This window comes from Streptomyces sp. NPDC127038, from assembly GCF_042725875.1.
GTDB lineage: Bacteria > Actinomycetota > Actinomycetes > Streptomycetales > Streptomycetaceae > Streptomyces.
Window position 1 is genome coordinate 1 of sequence record NZ_JBHXDQ010000110.1, and the last position, 19,526, is coordinate 19,526.

The 19,526-nt window shown below is 74.4% G+C and carries 15 protein-coding genes; 3 read left to right on the forward strand and 12 right to left on the reverse strand.

Going from position 1 to position 19,526, the window contains the following annotated elements:
• Window positions 1-44 precede the first annotated feature (44 nt).
• From fxsT to ACFWI4_RS39930, 8 genes are all read right to left on the reverse strand, one after another.
• Window positions 45-3,056 carry an FxSxx-COOH system tetratricopeptide repeat protein gene (gene fxsT, locus ACFWI4_RS39895; RefSeq protein WP_387206421.1) on the reverse strand — a complete coding sequence of 1,004 codons (3,012 nt, stop codon included), beginning with the start codon at window positions 3,054-3,056 and terminating at the stop codon, window positions 45-47.
• A 199-nt stretch (window positions 3,057-3,255) separates the two neighbouring features.
• Window positions 3,256-4,734, reverse strand: coding sequence for an aKG-HExxH-type peptide beta-hydroxylase (locus ACFWI4_RS39900; RefSeq protein ID WP_387206446.1), 1,479 nt, complete (start codon window positions 4,732-4,734; stop codon window positions 3,256-3,258).
• Entirely contained in the window at window positions 4,734-5,915 is a 1,182-nt protein-coding gene (locus tag ACFWI4_RS39905; protein WP_387206448.1) for an FxsB family cyclophane-forming radical SAM/SPASM peptide maturase, read from the reverse strand. The genes ACFWI4_RS39900 and ACFWI4_RS39905 overlap by 1 nt, the downstream gene beginning before the upstream one ends.
• Window positions 5,916-6,394: 479 nt before the next feature.
• A complete protein-coding gene (fxsA, locus tag ACFWI4_RS39910; RefSeq protein WP_387206424.1) occupies window positions 6,395-6,613 on the reverse strand; it encodes an FxSxx-COOH cyclophane-containing RiPP peptide in 219 nt (72 codons plus the stop codon).
• 53 nt (window positions 6,614-6,666) lie between these two features.
• Window positions 6,667-9,981: an SAV_2336 N-terminal domain-related protein gene (locus tag ACFWI4_RS39915; RefSeq protein WP_387206426.1), complete on the reverse strand. Its 3,315-nt coding sequence runs from the start codon at window positions 9,979-9,981 to the stop codon at window positions 6,667-6,669.
• Between the two features lie 7 nt (window positions 9,982-9,988).
• Window positions 9,989-11,032, reverse strand: coding sequence for an AAA family ATPase (locus tag ACFWI4_RS39920; protein WP_387206428.1), 1,044 nt, complete (start codon window positions 11,030-11,032; stop codon window positions 9,989-9,991).
• Window positions 11,033-11,189: 157 nt separating this feature from the next.
• Window positions 11,190-13,241, reverse strand: coding sequence for a trypsin-like peptidase domain-containing protein (locus tag ACFWI4_RS39925; protein ID WP_387206430.1), 2,052 nt, complete (start codon window positions 13,239-13,241; stop codon window positions 11,190-11,192).
• A gap of 68 nt (window positions 13,242-13,309) precedes the next feature.
• Window positions 13,310-13,873, reverse strand: a complete 564-nt coding sequence (locus tag ACFWI4_RS39930; protein ID WP_387206432.1) for a CU044_2847 family protein — start codon at window positions 13,871-13,873, stop codon at window positions 13,310-13,312.
• Between the two features lie 154 nt (window positions 13,874-14,027).
• Between ACFWI4_RS39930 and ACFWI4_RS39935 the strand changes: the two genes are divergently transcribed.
• Window positions 14,028-14,213, forward strand: a complete 186-nt coding sequence (locus ACFWI4_RS39935) for a DUF6104 family protein (RefSeq protein WP_007266501.1) — start codon at window positions 14,028-14,030, stop codon at window positions 14,211-14,213.
• 66 nt (window positions 14,214-14,279) lie between these two features.
• Here the strand turns inward: ACFWI4_RS39935 and ACFWI4_RS39940 are convergent, their stop codons facing one another.
• Window positions 14,280-15,113 carry a hypothetical protein gene (locus ACFWI4_RS39940; RefSeq protein ID WP_387206434.1) on the reverse strand — a complete coding sequence of 278 codons (834 nt, stop codon included), beginning with the start codon at window positions 15,111-15,113 and terminating at the stop codon, window positions 14,280-14,282.
• Between the two features lie 163 nt (window positions 15,114-15,276).
• Here ACFWI4_RS39940 and ACFWI4_RS39945 point away from each other — a divergent pair, with 163 nt between their 5' ends.
• Window positions 15,277-16,230, forward strand: a complete 954-nt coding sequence (locus tag ACFWI4_RS39945) for a DUF4097 domain-containing protein (protein ID WP_387206436.1) — start codon at window positions 15,277-15,279, stop codon at window positions 16,228-16,230.
• Window position 16,231: 1 nt separating this feature from the next.
• Window positions 16,232-17,308 (forward strand): helix-turn-helix transcriptional regulator, encoded by a 1,077-nt coding sequence (locus tag ACFWI4_RS39950; protein ID WP_387206439.1) that lies wholly within the window; start codon window positions 16,232-16,234, stop codon window positions 17,306-17,308.
• A 119-nt stretch (window positions 17,309-17,427) separates the two neighbouring features.
• Here ACFWI4_RS39950 and ACFWI4_RS39955 read toward each other — a convergent pair whose 3' ends face one another.
• From ACFWI4_RS39955 to ACFWI4_RS39965, 3 genes are all read right to left on the reverse strand, one after another.
• Complete coding sequence (locus ACFWI4_RS39955) at window positions 17,428-17,997, reverse strand: Clp protease N-terminal domain-containing protein (protein WP_387206442.1); 570 nt, start codon at window positions 17,995-17,997, stop codon at window positions 17,428-17,430.
• Window positions 17,997-18,206 (reverse strand): helix-turn-helix domain-containing protein, encoded by a 210-nt coding sequence (locus ACFWI4_RS39960; protein WP_010984411.1) that lies wholly within the window; start codon window positions 18,204-18,206, stop codon window positions 17,997-17,999. Before ACFWI4_RS39960 ends, ACFWI4_RS39955 begins: the two co-directional genes overlap by 1 nt.
• Before the next feature lie 136 nt (window positions 18,207-18,342).
• Window positions 18,343-19,308 (reverse strand): zinc-binding dehydrogenase, encoded by a 966-nt coding sequence (locus tag ACFWI4_RS39965; RefSeq protein WP_387206444.1) that lies wholly within the window; start codon window positions 19,306-19,308, stop codon window positions 18,343-18,345.
• Between the last annotated feature and the right edge of the window lie 218 nt (window positions 19,309-19,526).

Sequence of the window (19,526 nt, forward strand, 5' to 3'; positions counted from 1 at the left end):
CCAGTGGACTCGGGGCCGGGCCCTTTCCCCGTTCCGGTTCCCCGTCACGTCTCCTGCGGTTCGAAGTCCCAGAAGGGCCGGTTGCGGGAGCGGGCCGAGATGGTGTGGACGTGCTGCGGGCCGAGGGTGGCGGCCAGGTCGTCCAGGGCGGCCTGTTCGACCTTCTCCGCCTGCTGGCGGTCCCGCAGACCGCGCAGATCGGCCGCGAGGGCGATCCGGGCCGAGAGGGTCAGCGGGTGGGTGCGGCCGAGGGCCTCGGTGGCACGGACCACCGTGTCCTGGGTGAGCGCCGCGGCCGACTCGGGGTCGCCGATGAGGTTGCGCAGGGCGGAGGCGTTGATGGCGCAGCCGAGTGTCCAGGGATGGTTCTCGCCGACCGCCGCGGTCATGTCGGCGAGTGCCTCGTCGATGGCGGCGTGGGCGTGATCGCGCTCGCCGACGCTCCGCAGGACCAGGGCGTGGTTGGCGCGTACCCCGGCGATGTAGGGGTGGCCCTCGGCGAGCATCACCTCGTAGCGGGCGACGACGGACTCGCCGATCTCCCGCGCCTGGTCGATGTCGCCGTGCTCGCGCACGAAGCAGCTCGTGCTGGCGGCGAACCGCAGGGTCTGCGGATGGGTCTCGCCCAGGACGCGTTCGCAGCGTTCCAGGACGCGGGCGAACAGGGCGCCCGCGGACCGGCGGTCGCCGCCGCGGTACTGGCACAGGGCCAGGTTGTGTTCGGCGTCCAGGGTCTGCGGGTTGTCGGCCCCCATGACGATGCGGTGTTCGCGCACGCTCTCCGTCTGGACGGACTCGGCCTCGGGGTAGCGTCCGAGGTAGCGCAGGTCGGCGGCGTAGTGGATCTGGGAGGAGAGGGTCCAGGGGTGCCGGCCGCGCAGCAGCAGCCTGCGTGACTCCATGGTGCGCCGGTCGATCTCCAGGGCCTCCTCGAAGCGGCCGAGCAGCCGCAGGGACACCGCCAGGTTGTTCTGGGCGCCCAGGGTGCGGGAGTCGGCGTCGCCCAGGAGGTCGCTGTAGGCGGTGAAGATCCACTGGGAGAGTTCCAGGGCCTCGTCGTAGCGGGCGAGGCCGCGCAGGTCGGCGGCGAGGCCGGTGGCGGCGCGGAGGTGTTCCAGGTCCTGGGGGCCGCGTTCCTCGCGCAGGTGCTCGACGGCGGCGCGTTCGATGGCCTCGGTGTGCTGGTAGTCGCCGACGGCCCGCAGCAGGTTGGCGTAGTGGTGTGTCAGCTCCCAGACGCGCGGGTGGTTCTCGCCCAGCAGGGGGCGCCAGGCCTCCATGGCGCGTTCCCCGAGCCGGATGCCCGACTGGTACTCGCCCGAGATGTACATGTAGCGGAGGCAGTTGAAGACCAGCATCTGTACCGCGGTGTCCTTGCTCTGCAGGACGTCCGCGTACTTCAGGTGCGGGACGATCTCCGCGTAGCCGGGCCACAGCCGGGTGTCCGTGGGCCGGCGGGGGTCGGCCGCGGCCAGGGCGCGGCGGACCACGTCGATGAACTCGCGGCGGTCCGCGTCGGGCATGTCCTTGTGGACGATCTGGTGGACCATGCGGTGGAGATACAGGGACTCGCCGGAGGACGCTGCCTCGTCGCCGGCCGCCTCGTGGGACTCCAGCCGGACGACGGAGTACTGGCGGAGCTGGTTGATCGCCCTGTTCCACAGCAGCGGGTCGTTGAGCAGGCCCGCGATCTGTTCGGGCAGCTGGTCGTGCGGCATCTCCTTGAGGAGGCGTACGGGGATGAAGCCCGGGGCGAAGAAGGTGCACAGGCGGAGCAGGTCGACGGACTCCGGGACGGTGTCGCGGAGCTTGTTCAGCAGTATCGACCAGGCGGTCTGGAAGGCGACCGGGAAGTCGGCGGAGACCTTGACGACGTCGCTGTCGATGCCTCCGTCGAGGAGGGCGATGTACTCCTGGACGGACAGGTCCGAGTCGTTGAGCCAGCCGGCCGTCTGGTCGAGCAGCAGCGGCAGGTCCTCCAGCGCGTCGGCGAGCTGGTCGGCCTCGGGTTCGGTGAGCCGGGGCGCGCGGCGGCGGATGAAGGCGACGGACTCGTCGCGGGCGTAGACCGGCACCTCGAGCAGTCTGCTGTTGTGCTCGCTCCACTCGGGGTTGCGCGAGGTGATCAGGACGTGGCCGGGTCCGGTGGGGACGAGGTCGTAGATCTGGTCGGGCTCGTCCGCGCCGTCCAGGATCAGCAGCCAGCGGGAGTACGGGTCGCCTCGGCGCAGCGCGTCGCGCACGGCGCGCAGCCGTTCGCCGTACTCGGCCCCGGTCGACAGCCCCAACTGCGGTGCCAGTTCGGCCAGTCGGCGCCGGTAGGTGACCCGCTTCTCGGCGTTGACCCACCACACCACGTCGTACTCGGAGCCGAACCGGTAGACGTACTCGGCGGCGAGCTGGGTCTTGCCGACGCCCGACATGCCGTGCAGGGTGACGACGCCCGCGCCGGCCTCGGCGCCCTGGAGCAGGTGGTAGGCGTCGTTGAGGAGCGGCTCGCGGCCGGTGAAGCGGGTGTTGCGGCGCGGTACGCCGCCCCACACCTCGGGCATCGCGGCCGGGAACCGGGGGCCGCGCCGTGCGCCCTCGACGGATTCCGGGAGGGGTTCGGAGGACAGGTCCAGGCGTTCCAGGACCCGGCGTTCGGCCTCGTCGGCGCCCATGTTGTTCAGGTCGACCGCGCCGAGCACGGTGGTGGCCGTGGGCACCGTGCTGTTGGTGACGGAGACGGCGGCGAAGCGGGACGGGTCGGGTGCGACGACCTCGCGCAGCGCGGCGTTCCACTCCTCGTGGGTGCGCGGGCCGAGCTGGAAGTACCACTCGCTGACGACGATCAGGATGCGGCCCTTGGCCAGGGTCAGGTCGCGCAGCAGGTCGACGAGGGGCACTTCGGCCGGGGAGTCCCAGCGCTGGTACACCACCCGGTGTCCCCGGCGCTCCAGACGGTCCCCGATCCAGGCCGCCCAGGCCCGGTTGAAACCGGCGAAGCTGATGGTGACGGTCTGCTTCGCGGGCCCCCTCTCGGCTGGCCCGACCGGCGTACGAGCTCCAGACATGCAGCGGCCTCCCCGCGCGTGATTTTAGAACCGCCGCGAGGGTCGGCGATAGGGCGCCGACGCACACCAGTCGCTTGCTCCACGGTTCCTTCTCCAAGGTGTTCAGCGCCGATCTTGGCGCACGGTCCGGCCCGTGTCCGGGAACCCGCGGCTTTCGGCGAGGATGGCTCAATCGGGTGGGGTCCCCGTGGTACGCGGTTCATTCGCCGGACGCGTGGCGCCGGTTCCACAGGGTTCTCGCGGCCTGTACGTACGCGGTGGCGCGTGCCGCGTGGCCGCGCGGGGGCGGCTGTTCGGCGAGGCGTTCGTACACCTCGACCATGCGGTCGACGAACCGGCGTCCGGGCACGGTGAGGTCACCGGATCCGACGAGCGCGGGCAGGACGGCACCGACCTGTGCCTGGTACCGCGCGTGCCGCTCCCAGGCGGCGTCCCGGCGGGCGGGGAGCGTGGCGGTGAGCGCGCTGCGCTGGAAGAAGTCGGCCAGCGCGAGATGGGAGTAGGCGCCCTGCAACAGGCCGTCGTACGGGCGGGGATCGGGGCGCCAGGGCGCGAAGTGGCGGGCCGCCGGGCTCGCGTGGTGGAGCGTCGTCATGTCGCCGAGCGCGGCGAGTTTGGCGTGCTGGATCTCGTGGACGAGGGTGGCGGCGAACCCGGTCGCCGTCGCGGGCGCGCTGCTGAGCACCGCGCCGAAGGCCTCGCGCCGGGTGCCGCTGCAACTGCCGCCGTGGCCCGATCCCGGCGGGGCGGCCAGCGGGACCAGGCAGCTCAGCAGGGCCGCCGATTCCGTGAGCCGGCCCGCGCCGCCGGCCGTGAGCGCCGCGGCGGTGCCCGACCAGGTGTGCAGCCAGTGCTTGCGGCCGGCTTCGTCGAGTTCGGCCGGGCCGCTGAGGGTGTCCGGGCGGGGTCCGCCGCGGGCCGTGCGGTACGGGTCGAGGTCGTCCAGCGGTACGGGGGCGGAGCCCGGCACCAGGCCGGGCAGCGTGTACGCGGGCGTCCAGGCCGCCGCCTCGGACCAGGCGCCGGGGCCGTTCTGGAGGCGGACGGTCACGTCGGCCTCGCCGGGCCTGCGGAGCGTCAGTCGCCCGTGCCGGTGCACGACGGTCACCTCCGGGTCCCTCCGGCCGGGGCCGCCGGTGCGCAGCGCGCCGAGCGAGGGCAGCGCCAGCACGCCGTCGTGGGCCGTCAGCCGTACCGTGTAGGGCACTCCGGCGCGGGCGGCGGCGACGGCCGCGAGTGCCCCGAAGTACGCCAGGGCGCGGGCCTGTTCACGGCGGTCCCGGGCTGGGAGCGGGCCCGTTTCCGGCCCGAGCAGGCGCAGGGCCTCACGGGCCCAGGGGCCGGTGAACGGGTGGAGGAGCAGGGCCCGTACGTGGGAGTGGGAGGTCGGGGGCCGGTTCCCGCGGGCCGCGTCCGCCTCGGGTCCGGGCGGGAGGCCGGCGGGGCGGTACGGCTCCAGCCGTTCGGCCTCCTCCAGCAGGGCCCAGTCCTCCCGCAGCCGGGCCGGCGCGGGGGCGGGACAGACGTCGGGGGCGGCCGACTCCGCGGCGTCGAGCACCGCGCGGAGCAGGAGCAGCCGTCGGGTGTGCTGGTCGCGGACGAGGAGCCCGAGGGTCTCGGGGCCGCCTTCGGTGCGGCCGAGTTCGTCCACGGCCCGCGCCGGGACCGCGGGCAGGATCACGGGGCATCTCCTTCGGGGACGGCGGGGACGGCGGGCGCGGCGGGGACGGCGGACGCGGCGGGTGCGGGTGCGGGTGCGGCGACCTGCACGGCGTGGGTGCCCGCCGCCCTCAGGCTTCGTGCGACGTGGCGGATGAAGGTCTGGAGGTCGGCGCAGTAGACGGACGGGTTGGCGAAGCCGTGTCCGGCGCGGTATCGATGCGCGTAGTGTCCGCCGCCGCAGACGGAGAGCAGGGGGCAGGCCCGGCAGCGCGCGGCCAGCGCCGCGGCGCCGGTCTGCCGGGCCGCGACGCCGGGGTGGCGCAGCGCCTGGTCGAAACTGTTCCGGAAGACGTCGAGGCCGGTGCGGGCCGCTCCCTCGTAGCAGGACTTGAGGGAGTCGACCTGTTCGATGGAGCCGTCGGTCTCCACGACGACGGCGTCGAAGGGCGCGAGGCCGAGCGACTCGGTGGCGGCGGGCAGCCCGAGGAGCAGGGCGAGGCACTCCTCGAAGAGCCGTATCCGTGTCTCGCGCCGCCCGGCCCGCCACCAGCGGTCGAAGACGGCGCACAGCCAGTCGCCGTAGGGCGTTCCCGGTCCCTGCCGGTGCGGTGGGGGCGTGGACCAGTTGCCGTGCGGGAGGAGCAGGTCGAGGGCCGGTGGCCGCAGCGCGAGCAGCGACTCGTACAGCTCGACGGGGTCGGTCGTCGGGTCGACGACGGTGAGGATCCCGGCGTACGCCTCCGGCCGGCGTGCGGCGATCAGCCGGGCGCCGCGCGCGGCGGCGGGCCAGGACGGGCGTCCGGCGTGGTCGGTGCGCGAGGCGTTGTGCTCGGGCAGCCCGCCGTCGAGGCTGATGCCGACGCGGACGGAGTGCCGGGCGAGGACGTCGAGCCGGCGCGCTGTGAGCAGGGTGGCGTTGGTCTGGACGGTGGCGTGCACGGCGCAGCCGTCCGGGACCCGGTCGCGTACGAGGCCGGTGAACCGGACGAGGGCGTCCACGCCGGCGAGCAGGGGTTCGCCGCCGTGCAGGACCAGGGACACGGCGGCGGTGCCGTGCGCGCGGGCGTGTTCGCCGATGCGTGCGGCGGTGCGCTCCAGGACGTCTGCGGGGGTCGCGGCGGGACGGGTGCGCCAGGTGTGGTCGGGGCCTTCGTAGAGGTAGCAGTAGCGGCAGGCGAGGTTGCAGCGGCCGTGCATCTTGACGATGAACTGCCGGAAGGGAAAGGGCGGTTCGGCCGCGGGGCGGTCTCGCGAGGGGCGCACCGGATACACCGGGCGCGTCGGGGCGGCCGCGGGGGCGAGCGCCCACGCCGGTACGGCCGCCGTGCCGGGTGTCGATGCCGGTGCCGGTGCCGGTGCCGGTGCCGGTGCCGGTGGTGCAGTCGCCGTGCTGGGTGTCGATGCCGGTGGCGCAGTCGCCGTGCCGGGTGCCCGTGCGGTCGCTGTGGCCAGCGTCGATGCCGGTGCCGGTGCGGTCGTGGGAGCGGGTGTCGGTGCCGCGGAGGTCGCCCGTTCAGACACTCCGGCACCCCCATGGTGTACGCCCGCACGGTCCCACCACGCACCGCGCCACGGCCCCCTGCCCGTACCGGACGGCATTCCCGGCCCCGCCCCGGCGACAAACACCGGTCGTGCGAAGTTGTCCGGTTCAACCGCACGGCGGGCCGGATCGGTCGTCAGAAGGCGTTGTTGAACCCCCAGAGGATCTCGCCCGGTTCACCGGCGCGTGTCCGCAGGTCGGCCAGGACCTCTTCCAGGACCGGGTGCCGTACCGTCCGCAGCTCCGCGAGGTCCAGCTCCAGCGGGTCGGGGACGGGAAGGTCCGCCGGGTCCGGCGTGCTCGCCGCCGGGTCCCGGTCCCCTGCCCCGTTCCGTACGTCGTCGTGTGCGCCCATGTCGTCTCCCTCGGCCTTGCCGACTCCGCCCGGGCGGCCGCCCGCGGGCGTTCTCACTCCAGCTCGGCCAGCCGCTGCGCCGTCTGCCGGGCCGTGGGCTCGCCCGTGCTCGCGACACCGTCCGGCAGCCGTGACCACTCGGTCCGTGCCGCCCGGTAGGCCTCGCGCGCGGCACGCGGGCGCGCCGCCGCTTCGTAGGACATACCCCGCCAGTGCTGTGCCCGAGCGGCCAGTTCCACGGCCTCCTGGCGCGTGCGCTCCGTCTCCGCGTCCTCCTCGGCCTCGCGCGCCGCCTCGGCGGCGGCCCGGAAGGCGTCGATGGCCTCGTCGAGCCGTGCCTTGCGGCCGAGGCTCTGGTACGCCTCGAACTGCGCCTGTCCGAGCTCCAGCCAGCAGCGGGCGGTGGTGAGCGGCGGGCCGTCCTCCAGGGCCGCGAGGCCGAAGAGGTGCTCGGCCTCGCGCAGGTCGACCCGGTCGCCGCGGGCGCGGTAGCGCAGCATCAGGGCGCGGCCGAGCAGCAGCAGGCGGTGCGCGAGTTCGGCGCTGCCGGCGGGCGTCTCCGTACGGCAGTCCCGGAGGACCCGGATGGCCCGGTACAGCGGTTCACCCGGGGCGCGTCCGGCGTCGAGGACGGCGTGCCGCAGCAGGGTCTCGCCCCATTCGGCGAGGACGTCCGCGTGCGCGGGGGCGTCCCGGGGCACTCCGCGGGAGGCCTGTTCGAACCGCGCGGCGGCGTCCTGGAGTTCACGCGGGTCGCCCGAATCGGCGTACCGGGCGAGGCGGATGCGTCCGGCGCGGACCAACAGGGCGGAGCGCACGCCCTGTTCGCGGGTCAGACCGAGCGCCTCGTCGACATGGGCCTGGGCGTCGTCGAGCGCGCCGCCCGCCCGCAGGAGCGCGTCGACGAGGTCGAGGAGGACGCGGACGCGCGAGGACGCGTCGGAAGGGGCGGTCGCGTCCTCCGGGCCGGTCTCCAGGGCGGCGCGGAGGGAACGGGCGCCCTGTTCCGCATACAGCCTGGCCTGTTCCTGGTCGGCCGTGGCGCCCGACAGCCGCAGCAGGACGCGGCCGTGGGCGAGCGGGAGTCCAAAGGGGCGGCTCCGCCGGTCGGGCCAGGCGTCGGCGAACGCCTCCAGCATGCCGACCGCGCCCTGGAGCAGCGCGCTGTCGCCGCCCAGCCGCCACTGTGCCTCCAGTGCCCGTACGCGTTCCAGGGTGAGCCGCAGGGCCTCGCCGGCGTCCAGGTCGGGCGCGGCGCAGGCCACCGCGTACTCGCGGTCGGCGCGTTGCAGCAGGTCGAGTGCGCCGCGCCGGTCGCCGCGCCGTCTGCGGTCGGTGGCGGCCGCGTGCAGGACCCGGGCCAGGACGGCTCTCTCGCGCAGGGCCCGCGGGTGCGCGACGGCGCGTTCGGCCGCGGCCTCCGCCTCGCGCAGCAGGTCGGCGCCGCCCTGCACCTCCCACAGCAGCAGGACGCAGTTGGCGTACTCGGCCCACAGTTCCGGGTCGGCGCCGGGGAGCGCCTCGTGCTCGGTCGCGCCGCGCAGCAGCTGTACGGCGTCGATGAGGTCCTGCACCATGCGGTCGCTGCCGAACTGCCCGGCCAGCGAGCGGGCCCTGAGCACCGCGGGGTGGGTGGGCCGCCGGCCGGGCGGGTCGTCGGGTCCGCGGGCCGGCGCGTAGCCGGCGAAGTGTTCCGGCAGGGGCATGAACCGCTCCAGGACGCGGGCGGCGACCTCGGCGAAGGGCTGGGGCACGAGGGTGGCGCCGCCGTTGTCCCCGTTCTCGCCCGGGTATCCGGCGCCGGGCGAGAACGGCGGTCCGGAGCCGCCCTCGCCGAGCTGTGCGAGGGCCAGGGCGGGGAAGTTGGGGCCGCCCTTGCCGAAGCGGTGCTCGATGTAGGCGGAGCAGTGCTTGAGGACCAGCATGGCCTCGTCGAGTCCCAGCGGGGACAGCAGGGCTTCCTGCGCTCCGGGCGCGAACTCGTACCACTGGGTGCCGTCGGCGCCGTACTCCTCGGTCCTGGCGCGTGAGAGGAGGCCGCTGAGGAGGACTTCGGCCAGTTCGGAGGGTCCGGAGTCGGGGAGCATGGTGCGCTGGACGAGCTGCATCACGGGGAGGCTGAGCGGGGCCGCGGCGAGATAACCGGCGAGCCGGCCCGCGGTCTTGGAGGCGTTGGAGCGGAACCGGCTGACCAGTTCGAGCCCGGACATGCGGCGTCCGGGCGGGACGCTCCGGGCGGGCTCGTGGTGTCCGCGCACCCAGCCGACGGCGCCGGCCACGGGTCCCGCGCCTGCTCCGGACAGCAGCCGGGCCCAGGCGCCGAGCGCGGTGGGCTCGGGTGGCAGGACGGGGACCGGGAGCGCGCCGCCGCGTGCCTCCGGCGGGGTGCCCGCGGGCAGCCGGACCTTCAGGGTGGCGGCGCCCGCGAGGGCCTCGCCGCGGGTCAGTTCGCCGTACGACACGGGGAGCCGGGTGCGGTTCCACATGCGCTGCGGCAGCGGCTGGAGCACGGCGGCGGGGCCGAGCCGGGACAGGTGGTGCAGCAGCCGGTGGGCGTGGCCGCTGTGCCACAGCGGGCCGGCGCAGTCGCTGACGAGGAGGGTGACACGCCGGCCCGTGGGGTCGCTCAGCCGGTCGGCGGAGTGCAGGGGGGCCGCTCCGGGCTCGGGGCTGCGGCTGACGGCGGGCTCCTGGTCGGGGCCCTGGTGGAGATGGCTGACCTGGATGTCCCGGAAGGCGCCGAGACGGCCGAAGACCTGCTCCAGCTCGGCGAACATCCGGTCCCACACGCGCATGGACGAGGAGGCGTCCAGGACCAGTTGGAGGGTGGCGTCGGCGCGGGTCACCCCGCGGAACACCGGCAGGACCAGTCCGCCCGCGCGGGCGGTGCGTTCGGCGGTGCCGGTCTCGTCGAGGACGGTGCGCAGGGGTGGCGCGGCGGTGCGGTAGCCCTGCAACGGGCGCAGTGCGCGATGGAGTTCGAGGGGAGAGGGGAACGCGGGCGCGGCCGGCACGCCGACCGGCAGCACCGCCGAGCGGCCCTGTCCGTAGCCGCGGGGCGCGCCGTCGCGCGGTACCGGGTACAGCGCGACGCGCCGTTCGGCCTCCGGGTCCCGCCGGGCCGGTCCGGGTCCGTCGCCGGGCGGCGGCCGTTCGCCGGCGCGCGCGTCCGGGCGTACGACGGCTGGGTCCTCGGCGGCGGTCCCGCGGGCGGGCGGACGGCCGCCGCCCGGTTCGCCCCCGGCCGCGTCCGTCGGGCGCGACCAGCGTGCCAGCCACAGCGCGTCGGCCAGTTGCCGGGCGTCGGGGTCGAGCCCGGTCTGCCGTATCCGGGCGATGAGTTCGGCGATCGGGTCGCCGCCGGGCATCAGCGCGTCACCTCGGACGGTCGAGTCGCTGGATGAGCAGGTCGGCGAGCCGGTCGCGGCTGGGCGGGGCCGCGGCGTCGGTGAGGTAGATGGCGTTCAGCAGCTGGTCGGCGGCGACGAGTTCGCTGCGCGAGCGCTCCAGGAAGTGGGTGATCAAGTCGTCCCCGGCGCGCGCGGCCTCGTCGCCCAGGTGGGCGCGTACGAAGGTGGCGAGCCGCTTGTGGTCCGGGCGGCCCAGTTCGAGGTGGATGCAGCGGCGCATCAGCGGGGCGGGGAAGTCGCGTTCGCCGTTGCTGGTGAGCACCACGAAGGGGAAGGCGTGGCAGCGCACCCGGCCGTCGCGCACCAGTGCCTTGGTGCCGTCGGCGGTGAGCACCGCGGCCTCGCCGCCGGGCAGCCGGTCGGCGACGCGCTCCAGCTCGGGGATCGCGAACTCGCCCTCCTCCAGGACGTTCAGCAGGTCGTTGGGCAGGTCGATGTCGCTCTTGTCCAGCTCGTCGATGAGCAGTACCCGCGGGGTCTCGGAGGGCAGCAGCGCGGTGCCGAGCGGGCCGAGCCGGATGTAGCTGCCGATGCCCTCGACGGAACCGGGGGCGCCGGGTGCGGCCGGGTCGCTTCCGTGCGGGGCGGCGAGCTGCACGTCCTGGAGCCGGGCGATCGCGTCGTAGTGGTAGAGCCCGTCCTGGAGCGTGGAGCGGCTGACGATCGGCCAGCGCAGGACGTTGCCGAGGCCGAGTTCGTACGCCACCGAGTGCGCGAGCGTGCTCTTGCCCGCGCCGGGGCTGCCGGTGACCAGCAGGGGCCGGCGCAGATAGAGCGCCGCGTTGATCATTTCGAGTTCCTCGGCGCCTGGCCGGTGCAGTTCGGCCAGATGCCGGTGCGCGCCGAGCCTGCGGTCCTCGGAGCCGTCGCCGTCGGTGCCTTCGCCGTCGGTGCCGGCGGCGTGCCGGCTCGCGAAGTCGCGCCACGGCGGCGGGGCCGGGAGCCGGTCGAGGCCGTCGTGGGGTTCGCCCGCGCCCCGGTAGATGAGCCACTCGCTGGAATCGGTCATTGCCCAGTCCTCGTCGTCACTCGTCCACACCGGCGGCCGTCGATCGTCGCCTCACCGTATCGATCCACGATGGACCCCGTAAGGTCCCAAGAGGGGCTCGCAGCGGCCCACTTGGGCCCGTTTCGGGCCGTGCGCGACCGTGGGTCCGCCGTCGTGGTCATGGCGCCTCCAGCAGGTCTCCGGCCCCCGGAAGGGGCCGGCGCGGATCGTCGTAGAACAGGGCGATCCCGTGGGCCCAGTACGTCTCGGGCCGGCCCTCGTGGAGCCCGGCCCGCAGGGCGTGCACCAGGGCGGGCAGCCGGTCCGCGCCGCCCGCGCCCGCCACGGTGTCGCCCGCTCTGCGGTGGAACTCCCCGCAGACCGCGTCGGACTGACCGCGCCAGCGCCGCCACAGCGCGACGCCGTATCCGCCGTGCACGATCCGGACGATGGCGACCGGGTCGTCCTCGAAGCGGTGGTCGCCGTAGCGGCAGAGGACCGGGACCGTCTTGTGCGGCAGTCCGCGCAGGGACTCCGCCGCCGGTACCGGTACCCGCAACCCGTCCTCGCAGTCGAGGACTTCGGCCTGCGCGCCGTGCGCGTGGATCCACCGCCAGCGGGCCTCGCGCTCACGCTGTTCCTCGTCCGCGGGGAGCGGTTCGGCGGCCGGGAGGGGCGTGCCGTCCGGTTCGGGCAGCCGTTCCCGGTCGGCGCAGCGCACGACGACGGGCCGTTGGGCGCCCAGCGGTGCCTCGCCGGGCCCCGGCCGCCAGGCGTCGACGTCGAGTCCGAGCAGCAGATGGGGCAGGGCCACCTGGAGGTCGGCGGGCCGCCCGGGTTCGTCGCACTGGCGGAACGCCTCCGTCAGATGCGGCCCGAGCACGGCCGGCAGCTCCTCAAGCGGGGTGCGCTCACCGTCGCGCAGCCGGACCACCTCCCCGGCCGGCCGGCCCACCGAGACGTGCCAGTCGCAGCGGCCGGGCTCCCAGCCGAGCTGCTCCAGTTCGAGCAGGACGAACAGGCGGGGCGCACGGTCGGCGCTGCGTGCGGCCGCGTGCGCCGTCTCTGCTTCCGCCGCCGAGGGGCCGCGGGGTGTCAACTGGAGCCGCTCGATCCACTGTTGGCCGAGGCGACGCCGGTACGCGGGTCCGGGGCGGCCTTCGGCGGTCTGCCGCACCCACTCCCACAGCGCCCGTTCGGCGGCCCGGGTGCCCGGGGTGACGAAGGGCCGTTCGGCGGCCATGGCCCGCATGGCGTAGTCGAGGACGAGATCGAGGGCCGCGTCCTGACGCGGGCTCTCGTACAGGGCGCCGAGTCCGTCGCGCCAGCCGCGCGGGGCCGGATGCGGGATCGCCGCCTGGTCGCCGAGCAGGGATTCGAGCACGCCGAGCAGGGCGCGGGTGCTGACCGGCGGCGGCAGGTCGGCGAGCCGGCCGAGCAGCTGGGTCCGCTCCTCGGGGCTGAGTGCCCGGCCGGGCCGGGCGCCGAGCTGGTTCTGGACGTCGGCCCAGGTGCCGCGGTCGGTGTCCGGGTGGCGCTGCCGGTCCCGGTGGTAGCGGTCGTGGGCGTGGAAGACGGCCTGGTACGGGTCGTCGTGCTCGGCGGCCGGTTCCCCGGCCGGCACCGGCAGGGACCGTAACTGCTCCACGCCGGTGCAGGTGCCGCCGAGCCCCCGGTCCGTGCGGGACTTCAGGACACCGACGACCTCGCCGCGTACGGGGTCGACGACCGGGCCGCCCGAGACGCCGGGCGGCAGCACGTCGCCGCCGAGGCGGATCTGCTCGTCGTCGGACCAGCCGCCGAGCGTGCCCTGGACCGTGCAGGTGCCGCTGAGCCGGCGCAGCTCGCCGCCGACCACGGACCAGCCGGAGTAGAGGACGACCGACTCCTCGTAGTAGGCGGCCGGGCGTTCGGTGACGTAGGCGCAGTCGTGGTCCACCGGCTCGCGCAGCCGTACGAGGGCGAGGTCCGGGGACGGCCAGGTGCCGCGCACCGGGATCCCGGCGCGGTCCGGGACGACGGTCGCGACTTCGCCGGTGACGGCGGACGTGCCGCGGCCCGGCCCTCTCTCGTACACCACCCTCACCTCGTCCCCCTCCCCGCTCCGGACCACGTGTGCGCAGGTCAGAACCCAGTTCGGAGCGATGAAGAAGCCGCTCCCGAGGAACGTGCCGGGTTCGTCGAGGGCATACCCGGGGCCCGCGCGATGGATGCGCACGGTGGCGGCCATGACGAGATCACGCAGCGCACGGTGAGCGTTCCCGGGACCGCCCGGTGCGCCCGGGGCGTGCCCGTCCGTCATGCCCCGCCCCCACCGGAGACCCCCCGGCCACCCCCATGCGCCGGGGCGCCGGGAGACGCGCCCGCGTACGGGCCGGGCCCCTGCGGGGCGGAACCGGCGGAGGGGGACGGGTCCGCCGTCGGGGCGGGACCCGTGCTCGGGGTGGGGTTCCCGGTCGGGGGTGGGGTCGTGGGTGGGGAGGGGGTCGTGGGTGGGGTGTCCGGGGTCAGGTCCGGGGGGCCGCCCTTCCAGGTGAGCGTGACCGTGATGGCCGCCTTGGCCTCGCCGTCCGCGAGCAGACCGACCACCTTGCCGGCCTTCGCCGTGAGCTCGATGCCGAACTCGACCCCGACCTCGTCGGGCTTCACCGCGCGCAGCGGGGCCGCGAGCGAGCGGGCGACACCGGTGATCAGGGACTGGAGGCTCTCGACCTGCGCCTCGACGCGCTCCGCGAAGCCGACGTCCGTCAGGGACAGCTCGCCGCCGGGATCCTCCAGTTCGTCCGCGCCCGAGATCCGGGCCCACACCGGTGTTCCGTCGGGCATCTCGATCCGTGCGATGCGCGTCACCGCGTCACTCATGGCATCCCCCGTTCCCCCACGCCCCCGTGGTCCGAGCCGACCTTGCAGGCTAGCCGCGGGGGCCCGCGCACGACAGAGGCCCTTCATGGGCCCCACGCCCCCGCCTATCCTTTTCCCAGCGTTCCACTTCCCTTTCACCCACGGAGCACCATCCATGTACTTCACCGACCGCGGCATCGAGGAACTTGAGAAGCGGCGCGGCGAGGAAGAGGTCACCTTCGAGTGGCTCGCCGAGCAGCTGCGTACGTTCGTCGACCTCAACCCGGACTTCGAGGTGCCGGTGGAGCGGCTGGCGACCTGGCTGGCCCGGCTGGACGACGAGGACGAGGACGACGAGTAGGACGGACGGCACGGGCAGGACGAGCAGGGCGGAAGTCCTGGGGCGGGCCTGCTTCGACCGCGCCGCTCAGTCGTAGGCCCGCAGCTGGTCGTAGGCCAGGCCCAGGGCGCCTCTGAGCATCAGGACCGCTCCGGCCACGGTCCAGCCGCCGCTGTGGCGCCGGATCCCCCAGGCGGCGAGCGGAAGCCCGACGACCAGCTGGGCCACAGCGAGGGTGCGGGCCCGCGGACCGCGCAGCCAGGGCCCGAGACCGCCGCTCTCCACGACGTCGAGCTCGGCGCCGACGGCGGCCCGCCAGCCGGTCCACTCGATCTGCTCGGCGTCCGGCCGGATCCGGACCACGTCCAGGAGCCGGTCCGCGGGTTCACCGGGTTCGATCCCGGCCGGGAGGATCACCCCCGCGCGCGTGAGGACGGCGAACAGCCCGCTCACGCGCGCGTGCGCGTCGGACGCCGGGTCGGGCCGCGTCAGCGGTTCCAGCGCCTGGATGTCCAGCACCGGGTCGAGCCCCAGCCGGGAGGCGAAGGTGCGCATCGCCTCGTCCTCGCCGACCGGCGTGCCGTTCGCCAGCCATTCGTAGCCCACGGTGCGGCGGAAGCCCGAGGCCAGGGTGAAGCCGCTGCGGTCGGTGTCCCACCAGAGCGCGAGGACGGGCCAGGGCGCGCCGACGGCGAGCGCCGCGGCCCAGCCGGTGAGCACGCGGTCGACGGGTTCCGCGCCGTGCTGCCAGGGCTTGCCCTCGGGGACCAGCACGCTCCACTCGGGTCCCGCCCCGGCGAGCAGCATCCGCTCGCGCAACAGCTGGGCGGCGGGGCCGGCCGACTCGGGACGGGCCCGGCACAGCAGCAGGGCACCGGGGGCCGGACGGTCGTCCCGGGACGCGCCGGAGGCAGTCGACATAGCCCCACTTTAGGGCGAATTGCCCACTTCAACGCAGCCGTGATCCCCAGAACGGGTGTCTTGACTTTCCGTATCCGCGATATATCGTGAATACGTGAGACGCGATATGGCGCGTCGAGTTCGGGCTCCGCGAGGGTCCGGTCCGGTCGAGGAGGTCTGCACCATGTCCGAGTGGTCCGTGACAGAGCCGAAGAAGCTCGCCTTCGACGGCCCAGTGCAGACACTGCACGTGCGCATCGTCAACGGAACAGTGAACGTCGTGGGGACCGACGAGGGTTCCGCCCGGCTGGAGGTGTCCGAACTGGACGGCCCCCCGCTCCTGGTGAAACAGGAAGGGGCGACGCTGACGGTGGCCTATGAGGACCTTCCCTGGAAGGGCTTCCTCAAGTGGCTCGACCGCAAGGGCTGGCGCCGCACGGCCGTCGTGTCCCTGGCCGTCCCGGCCGGCACGCATGTCGAGGTGGGCGTGGTCGGCGCCGCCGCCGTGGTCTCGGGGACGGACGGCCGGGTCCAGGTGAAGGGCGTCAACGGCGACACCACCCTCGTCCGCGTCTCCGGCCCCGTGCGGGTGGAGACCGTCTCGGGGAACCTGGAGGCCCAGGCGGTCACGGGCGACCTCCACTTCAACTCGGTCTCCGGCGACCTGACCGTCGTCGAGGGGTCCGGCTCCTCCGTGCGGGCCGAGTCGGTGAGCGGCTCGATGATCGTGGACCTCGACACCACGGGCGCGCCCACCGACGTCCGGCTGTCGAACGTCTCGGGCGAGATCGCCATCCGGCTCCCGCACCCCGCGGACGCCGAGGTGGAGGCCAACACCGCGAGCGGCAGCGTCTCCAGCGCCTTCGAGGACCTGCGGGTCAACGGCCAGTGGGGCGCCAAGAAGATCACCGGCCGCCTCGGCGCGGGCAACGGCAGGCTGAAGGCGATGACCGTCTCGGGCTCCATCGCCCTGCTGCGCAGGCCCCCGACGGAGGACGAGCCGTACGAGGAGACCCCCGGCCCCCGCGACACGGCCCCGCCGACCCCGCCCGCCGCCCCGGACACGGCCGAGGGCACCGCCGAGGACACTGCCAAGGACCGGCCCGCCGGCTCCGCGACCGACGGGAAGGTGCTCTGACATGGCCCCCGTCTTCGCCCACGGCCGACTGCGCCTGTATCTGCTCAAGCTGCTGGACGAGGCCCCGCGCCACGGCTACGAGGTGATCCGCCTCCTGGAGGAACGCTTCCAGGGCCTGTACGCGCCCTCGGCGGGCACCGTCTACCCCCGGCTGGCCAAGCTGGAGGCCGAGGGGCTGGTCACGCACACCTCCGAGGGCGGCCGCAAGGTGTACGCGATCACCGACGCGGGCCGCGCCGAACTGGCCGACCGCAGCGGCGAACTGGCCGATCTGGAGCTGGAGATCCGCGAGTCGGTGGCCGAACTCGCCGCGGAGATCCGGGCGGACGTCCGGGGCGCGGCCGGTGATCTGCGCCGCGAGATGCTGGCGGCGGCCACGGAGGCGCGCCACGGCACCTCGGGGGGCACCCGGCCCAAGCAGCACGCCGATCCGGCGGGCGGCCCCGGCCTCGACGACCTCCAGGACAGGGAGTCGTGGCGGGCGGCCAAGGAGGAGATGCGGCGCGTCCGCCACGAATGGAAGGAACAGGCCCGCCGCGCGAAGGACGAGAGCCGTCGCGCCCGCGACGAGGCGCAGCGTGCCCGCCGCCAGGCCAAGGAGGCGCAGGAGAAGGCCCGCGCCCAGGCCCAGGAGGAGATGCAGCGCATGGCCAAGCGGGTCCAGGACCAGGTCCAGGACCACTTCGCGCGCGGGGACTGGCCGACGGGCGTGCGCGAGGGGCTGACCGAACTGGCCAAGGAGTTCGGCGACTTCGGGAAGAACTTCGGCAAGGACCTGGGGAAGGACCTCGGCAAGGAGTTCGGCTTCGGCCGCACCCCGTCCGGAGCGCCCGGGGAGCCGGAGTACTCGGCCACCCCGGAGGACTTCCCCGCCGAGTACGAACCGTCCTGGGCCCACGAGGACTCCACGGGCAACCCCGCCCGGGACCTGGACCGGCTGCTGGACCGCTTCCGCGACGACATCCGCGACGCGTCCCGCGACCACGGCGTCGACGAGGACCAACTCCGCGACATCCGCCGCCACTTGTCGACGGCAGCGGCCCACATCGCGGCAACCCTGCAAGCCCGGCACCCGTAACACCCCGGGGCGATCCCGGGAGGCGGGCGGAGCCGTGGGTCCGGTTCCGGCCGCCCGGTGTCCGGCGGGTTCCGTCCCTCCCCCGGCCGGCGGAGGGACGGCCGGTCGCGGGAGGCGGCTCAGCTCGCCTTCGCCGTTCCGGTCTCGCCGTACAGCACGCGCGTCACCGACTCGTAGGTGACACCGTGGTCGGCCAGCACCTCGGCGGCCACCCCGCCCCGCAGGGTGATCGCCAGCAGCAGGTGCTCGTCGCCGATGTGACGGTCGCGCCGGGCGGCGGCGATCCGCAGGGCCCGTACCAGCACGTCCTTCGCCTCCTGTCCGAAGGGCCTGCGCCGCACCCGCCTGCCGTCACCGCTCCGCCCGCCCGATTCCAGCGCCCCCTCCCCGTGGGTCTCCTCGATCCGGGCGACGATCTCGCCCAGATCGATGCCGAGCCCGGACAGGGCGTCCGCGTCGGCGCGCGAGAGCCCGCCCCTGCGCCGCGCCTCGGCGAGGTCCCGCTCCAGCGACTCCCGGAAGCCGGTCGCCCCCAGCGACGTCAGGGCGAACGAACCCCGGCTGCCCTCCCGGTCGAGGAGGGCCAGCAGCATGTGCTCCTCGTCGACGCTCTCGCCCCCCACCCGCCCGGAGTGCGACACCGCGCCCTCGACCACGGCTCGCGCGTCCTTCGTGAATCGTTCGAACATCACTGCCTCCCGTACTTCTTGTGCACGGCCTGCCTGCTCACTCCGAGTTCCGCGGCGATCTCCTGCCACGACCAGCCCTGATTGCGCGCACTGCGCACCTGTACCGCCTCCAGCTGCTCCAGCAGCCTCCGCAGCGCGGAGACCGCCCGCAGCCCGATCCGCGGATCGCGGTCGCCCGCGCGCTCGGCGAGATCCGTTGCTTCGGTCATGACGTCAACCTACGTTGACGACTCCGGCATGTCAACCAACATTGACACCCGGTCCGGGCGGGCGGGATGCGGGCAAGCAGAAGGCGGGCCCGGTGCACCCGGACCCGCCTTCACCGCTTCGTCCTCCCCCGGGCCGTCAGCCCGACGTCAGCACGATCTTGCCGAACAGGTCGCCCGACTCCAGCCGTTCGAACCCCTCGCGGGCCCGGTCGAGCGGCAGCACCTCGTCGATGACGGGCCGTACACCGGTGGCCGCGCAGAAGGCCAGCAGGTCCTCCAGCTCGTCCTTCGTCCCCATCGTGGAGCCGACCACCTTGAGTTCGAGGAAGAAGATCCGCGTCAGCTCCGCGTGCGAGGGCCGGTCGCCGCTGGTGGCGCCCGAGATGACGACGGTCCCGCCGGGACGCAGCGACTTGACCGAGTGCGACCAGGTCGCGGCACCGACCGTCTCGATGACCGCGTCCACCCGCTGCGGCAGCCGCGCCCCGGGCTCCAGCGCCTCGACGGCACCGAGTTCGAGCGCCCGCTTCCGCTTGGCCTCGTCCCGGCTGGTGGCGAAGACCCGCAGCCCGGCGGCCCGGCCGAGCACGATCGCGGCGGTGGCCACGCCCCCGCCCGCGCCCTGGACGAGCACGGAGTCACCGGGCCGCACCCCGGCGTTGGTGAAGAGCATGCGGTACGCGGTCAGCCAGGCGGTCGGCAGACAGGCGGCCTCCGCGAAGGACAGCTCCTTGGGCTTCGGCAGGACGTTCCACGAGGGTACGGAGACCTGCTCGGCGAAGGTGCCCTGGTAGCGCTCGGTGAGGATGGACCGGGGCTCGTCGGGGCCGACCCCGTGTCCGCTCTGGCCGATCACGGAGTGCAGGACGACCTCGTTGCCGTGCTCGTCGGTTCCGGCGGCGTCGCAGCCGAGGATCATCGGCAGCTTGTCCTCGGCGAGACCGACCCCGCGCAGCGACCAGAGGTCGTGGTGGTTGAGGGAGGCGGCCCGTACGTTCACGGTCGTCCAGCCCGGCCTCTGCGCGGGGGCCGGGCGCTCCCCCAACTCCAGGCCGTTCAGCGGCTGGTCACGGTCGATTCGGGCGGCGTAGGCAGCGAACATGTCCCTGACGATAGGCCGCGCCCCCGGCCGGGGGAACCGCCTCTCCCTGTGACACGTCCCCCACCCACCGGGTGGCCCCGAGCACAGCCGGTCCTCGTCCTCGATCGCCGGACGGGCTGGAACTCTCCGGCGAGGAAAATTCAGCCCCTCCGGCGATTGAGGAGCGGGGGTCCGGGGGCGGCGCACCCTTGACGGGACGGGCAGGTGAGGTGGTGGCT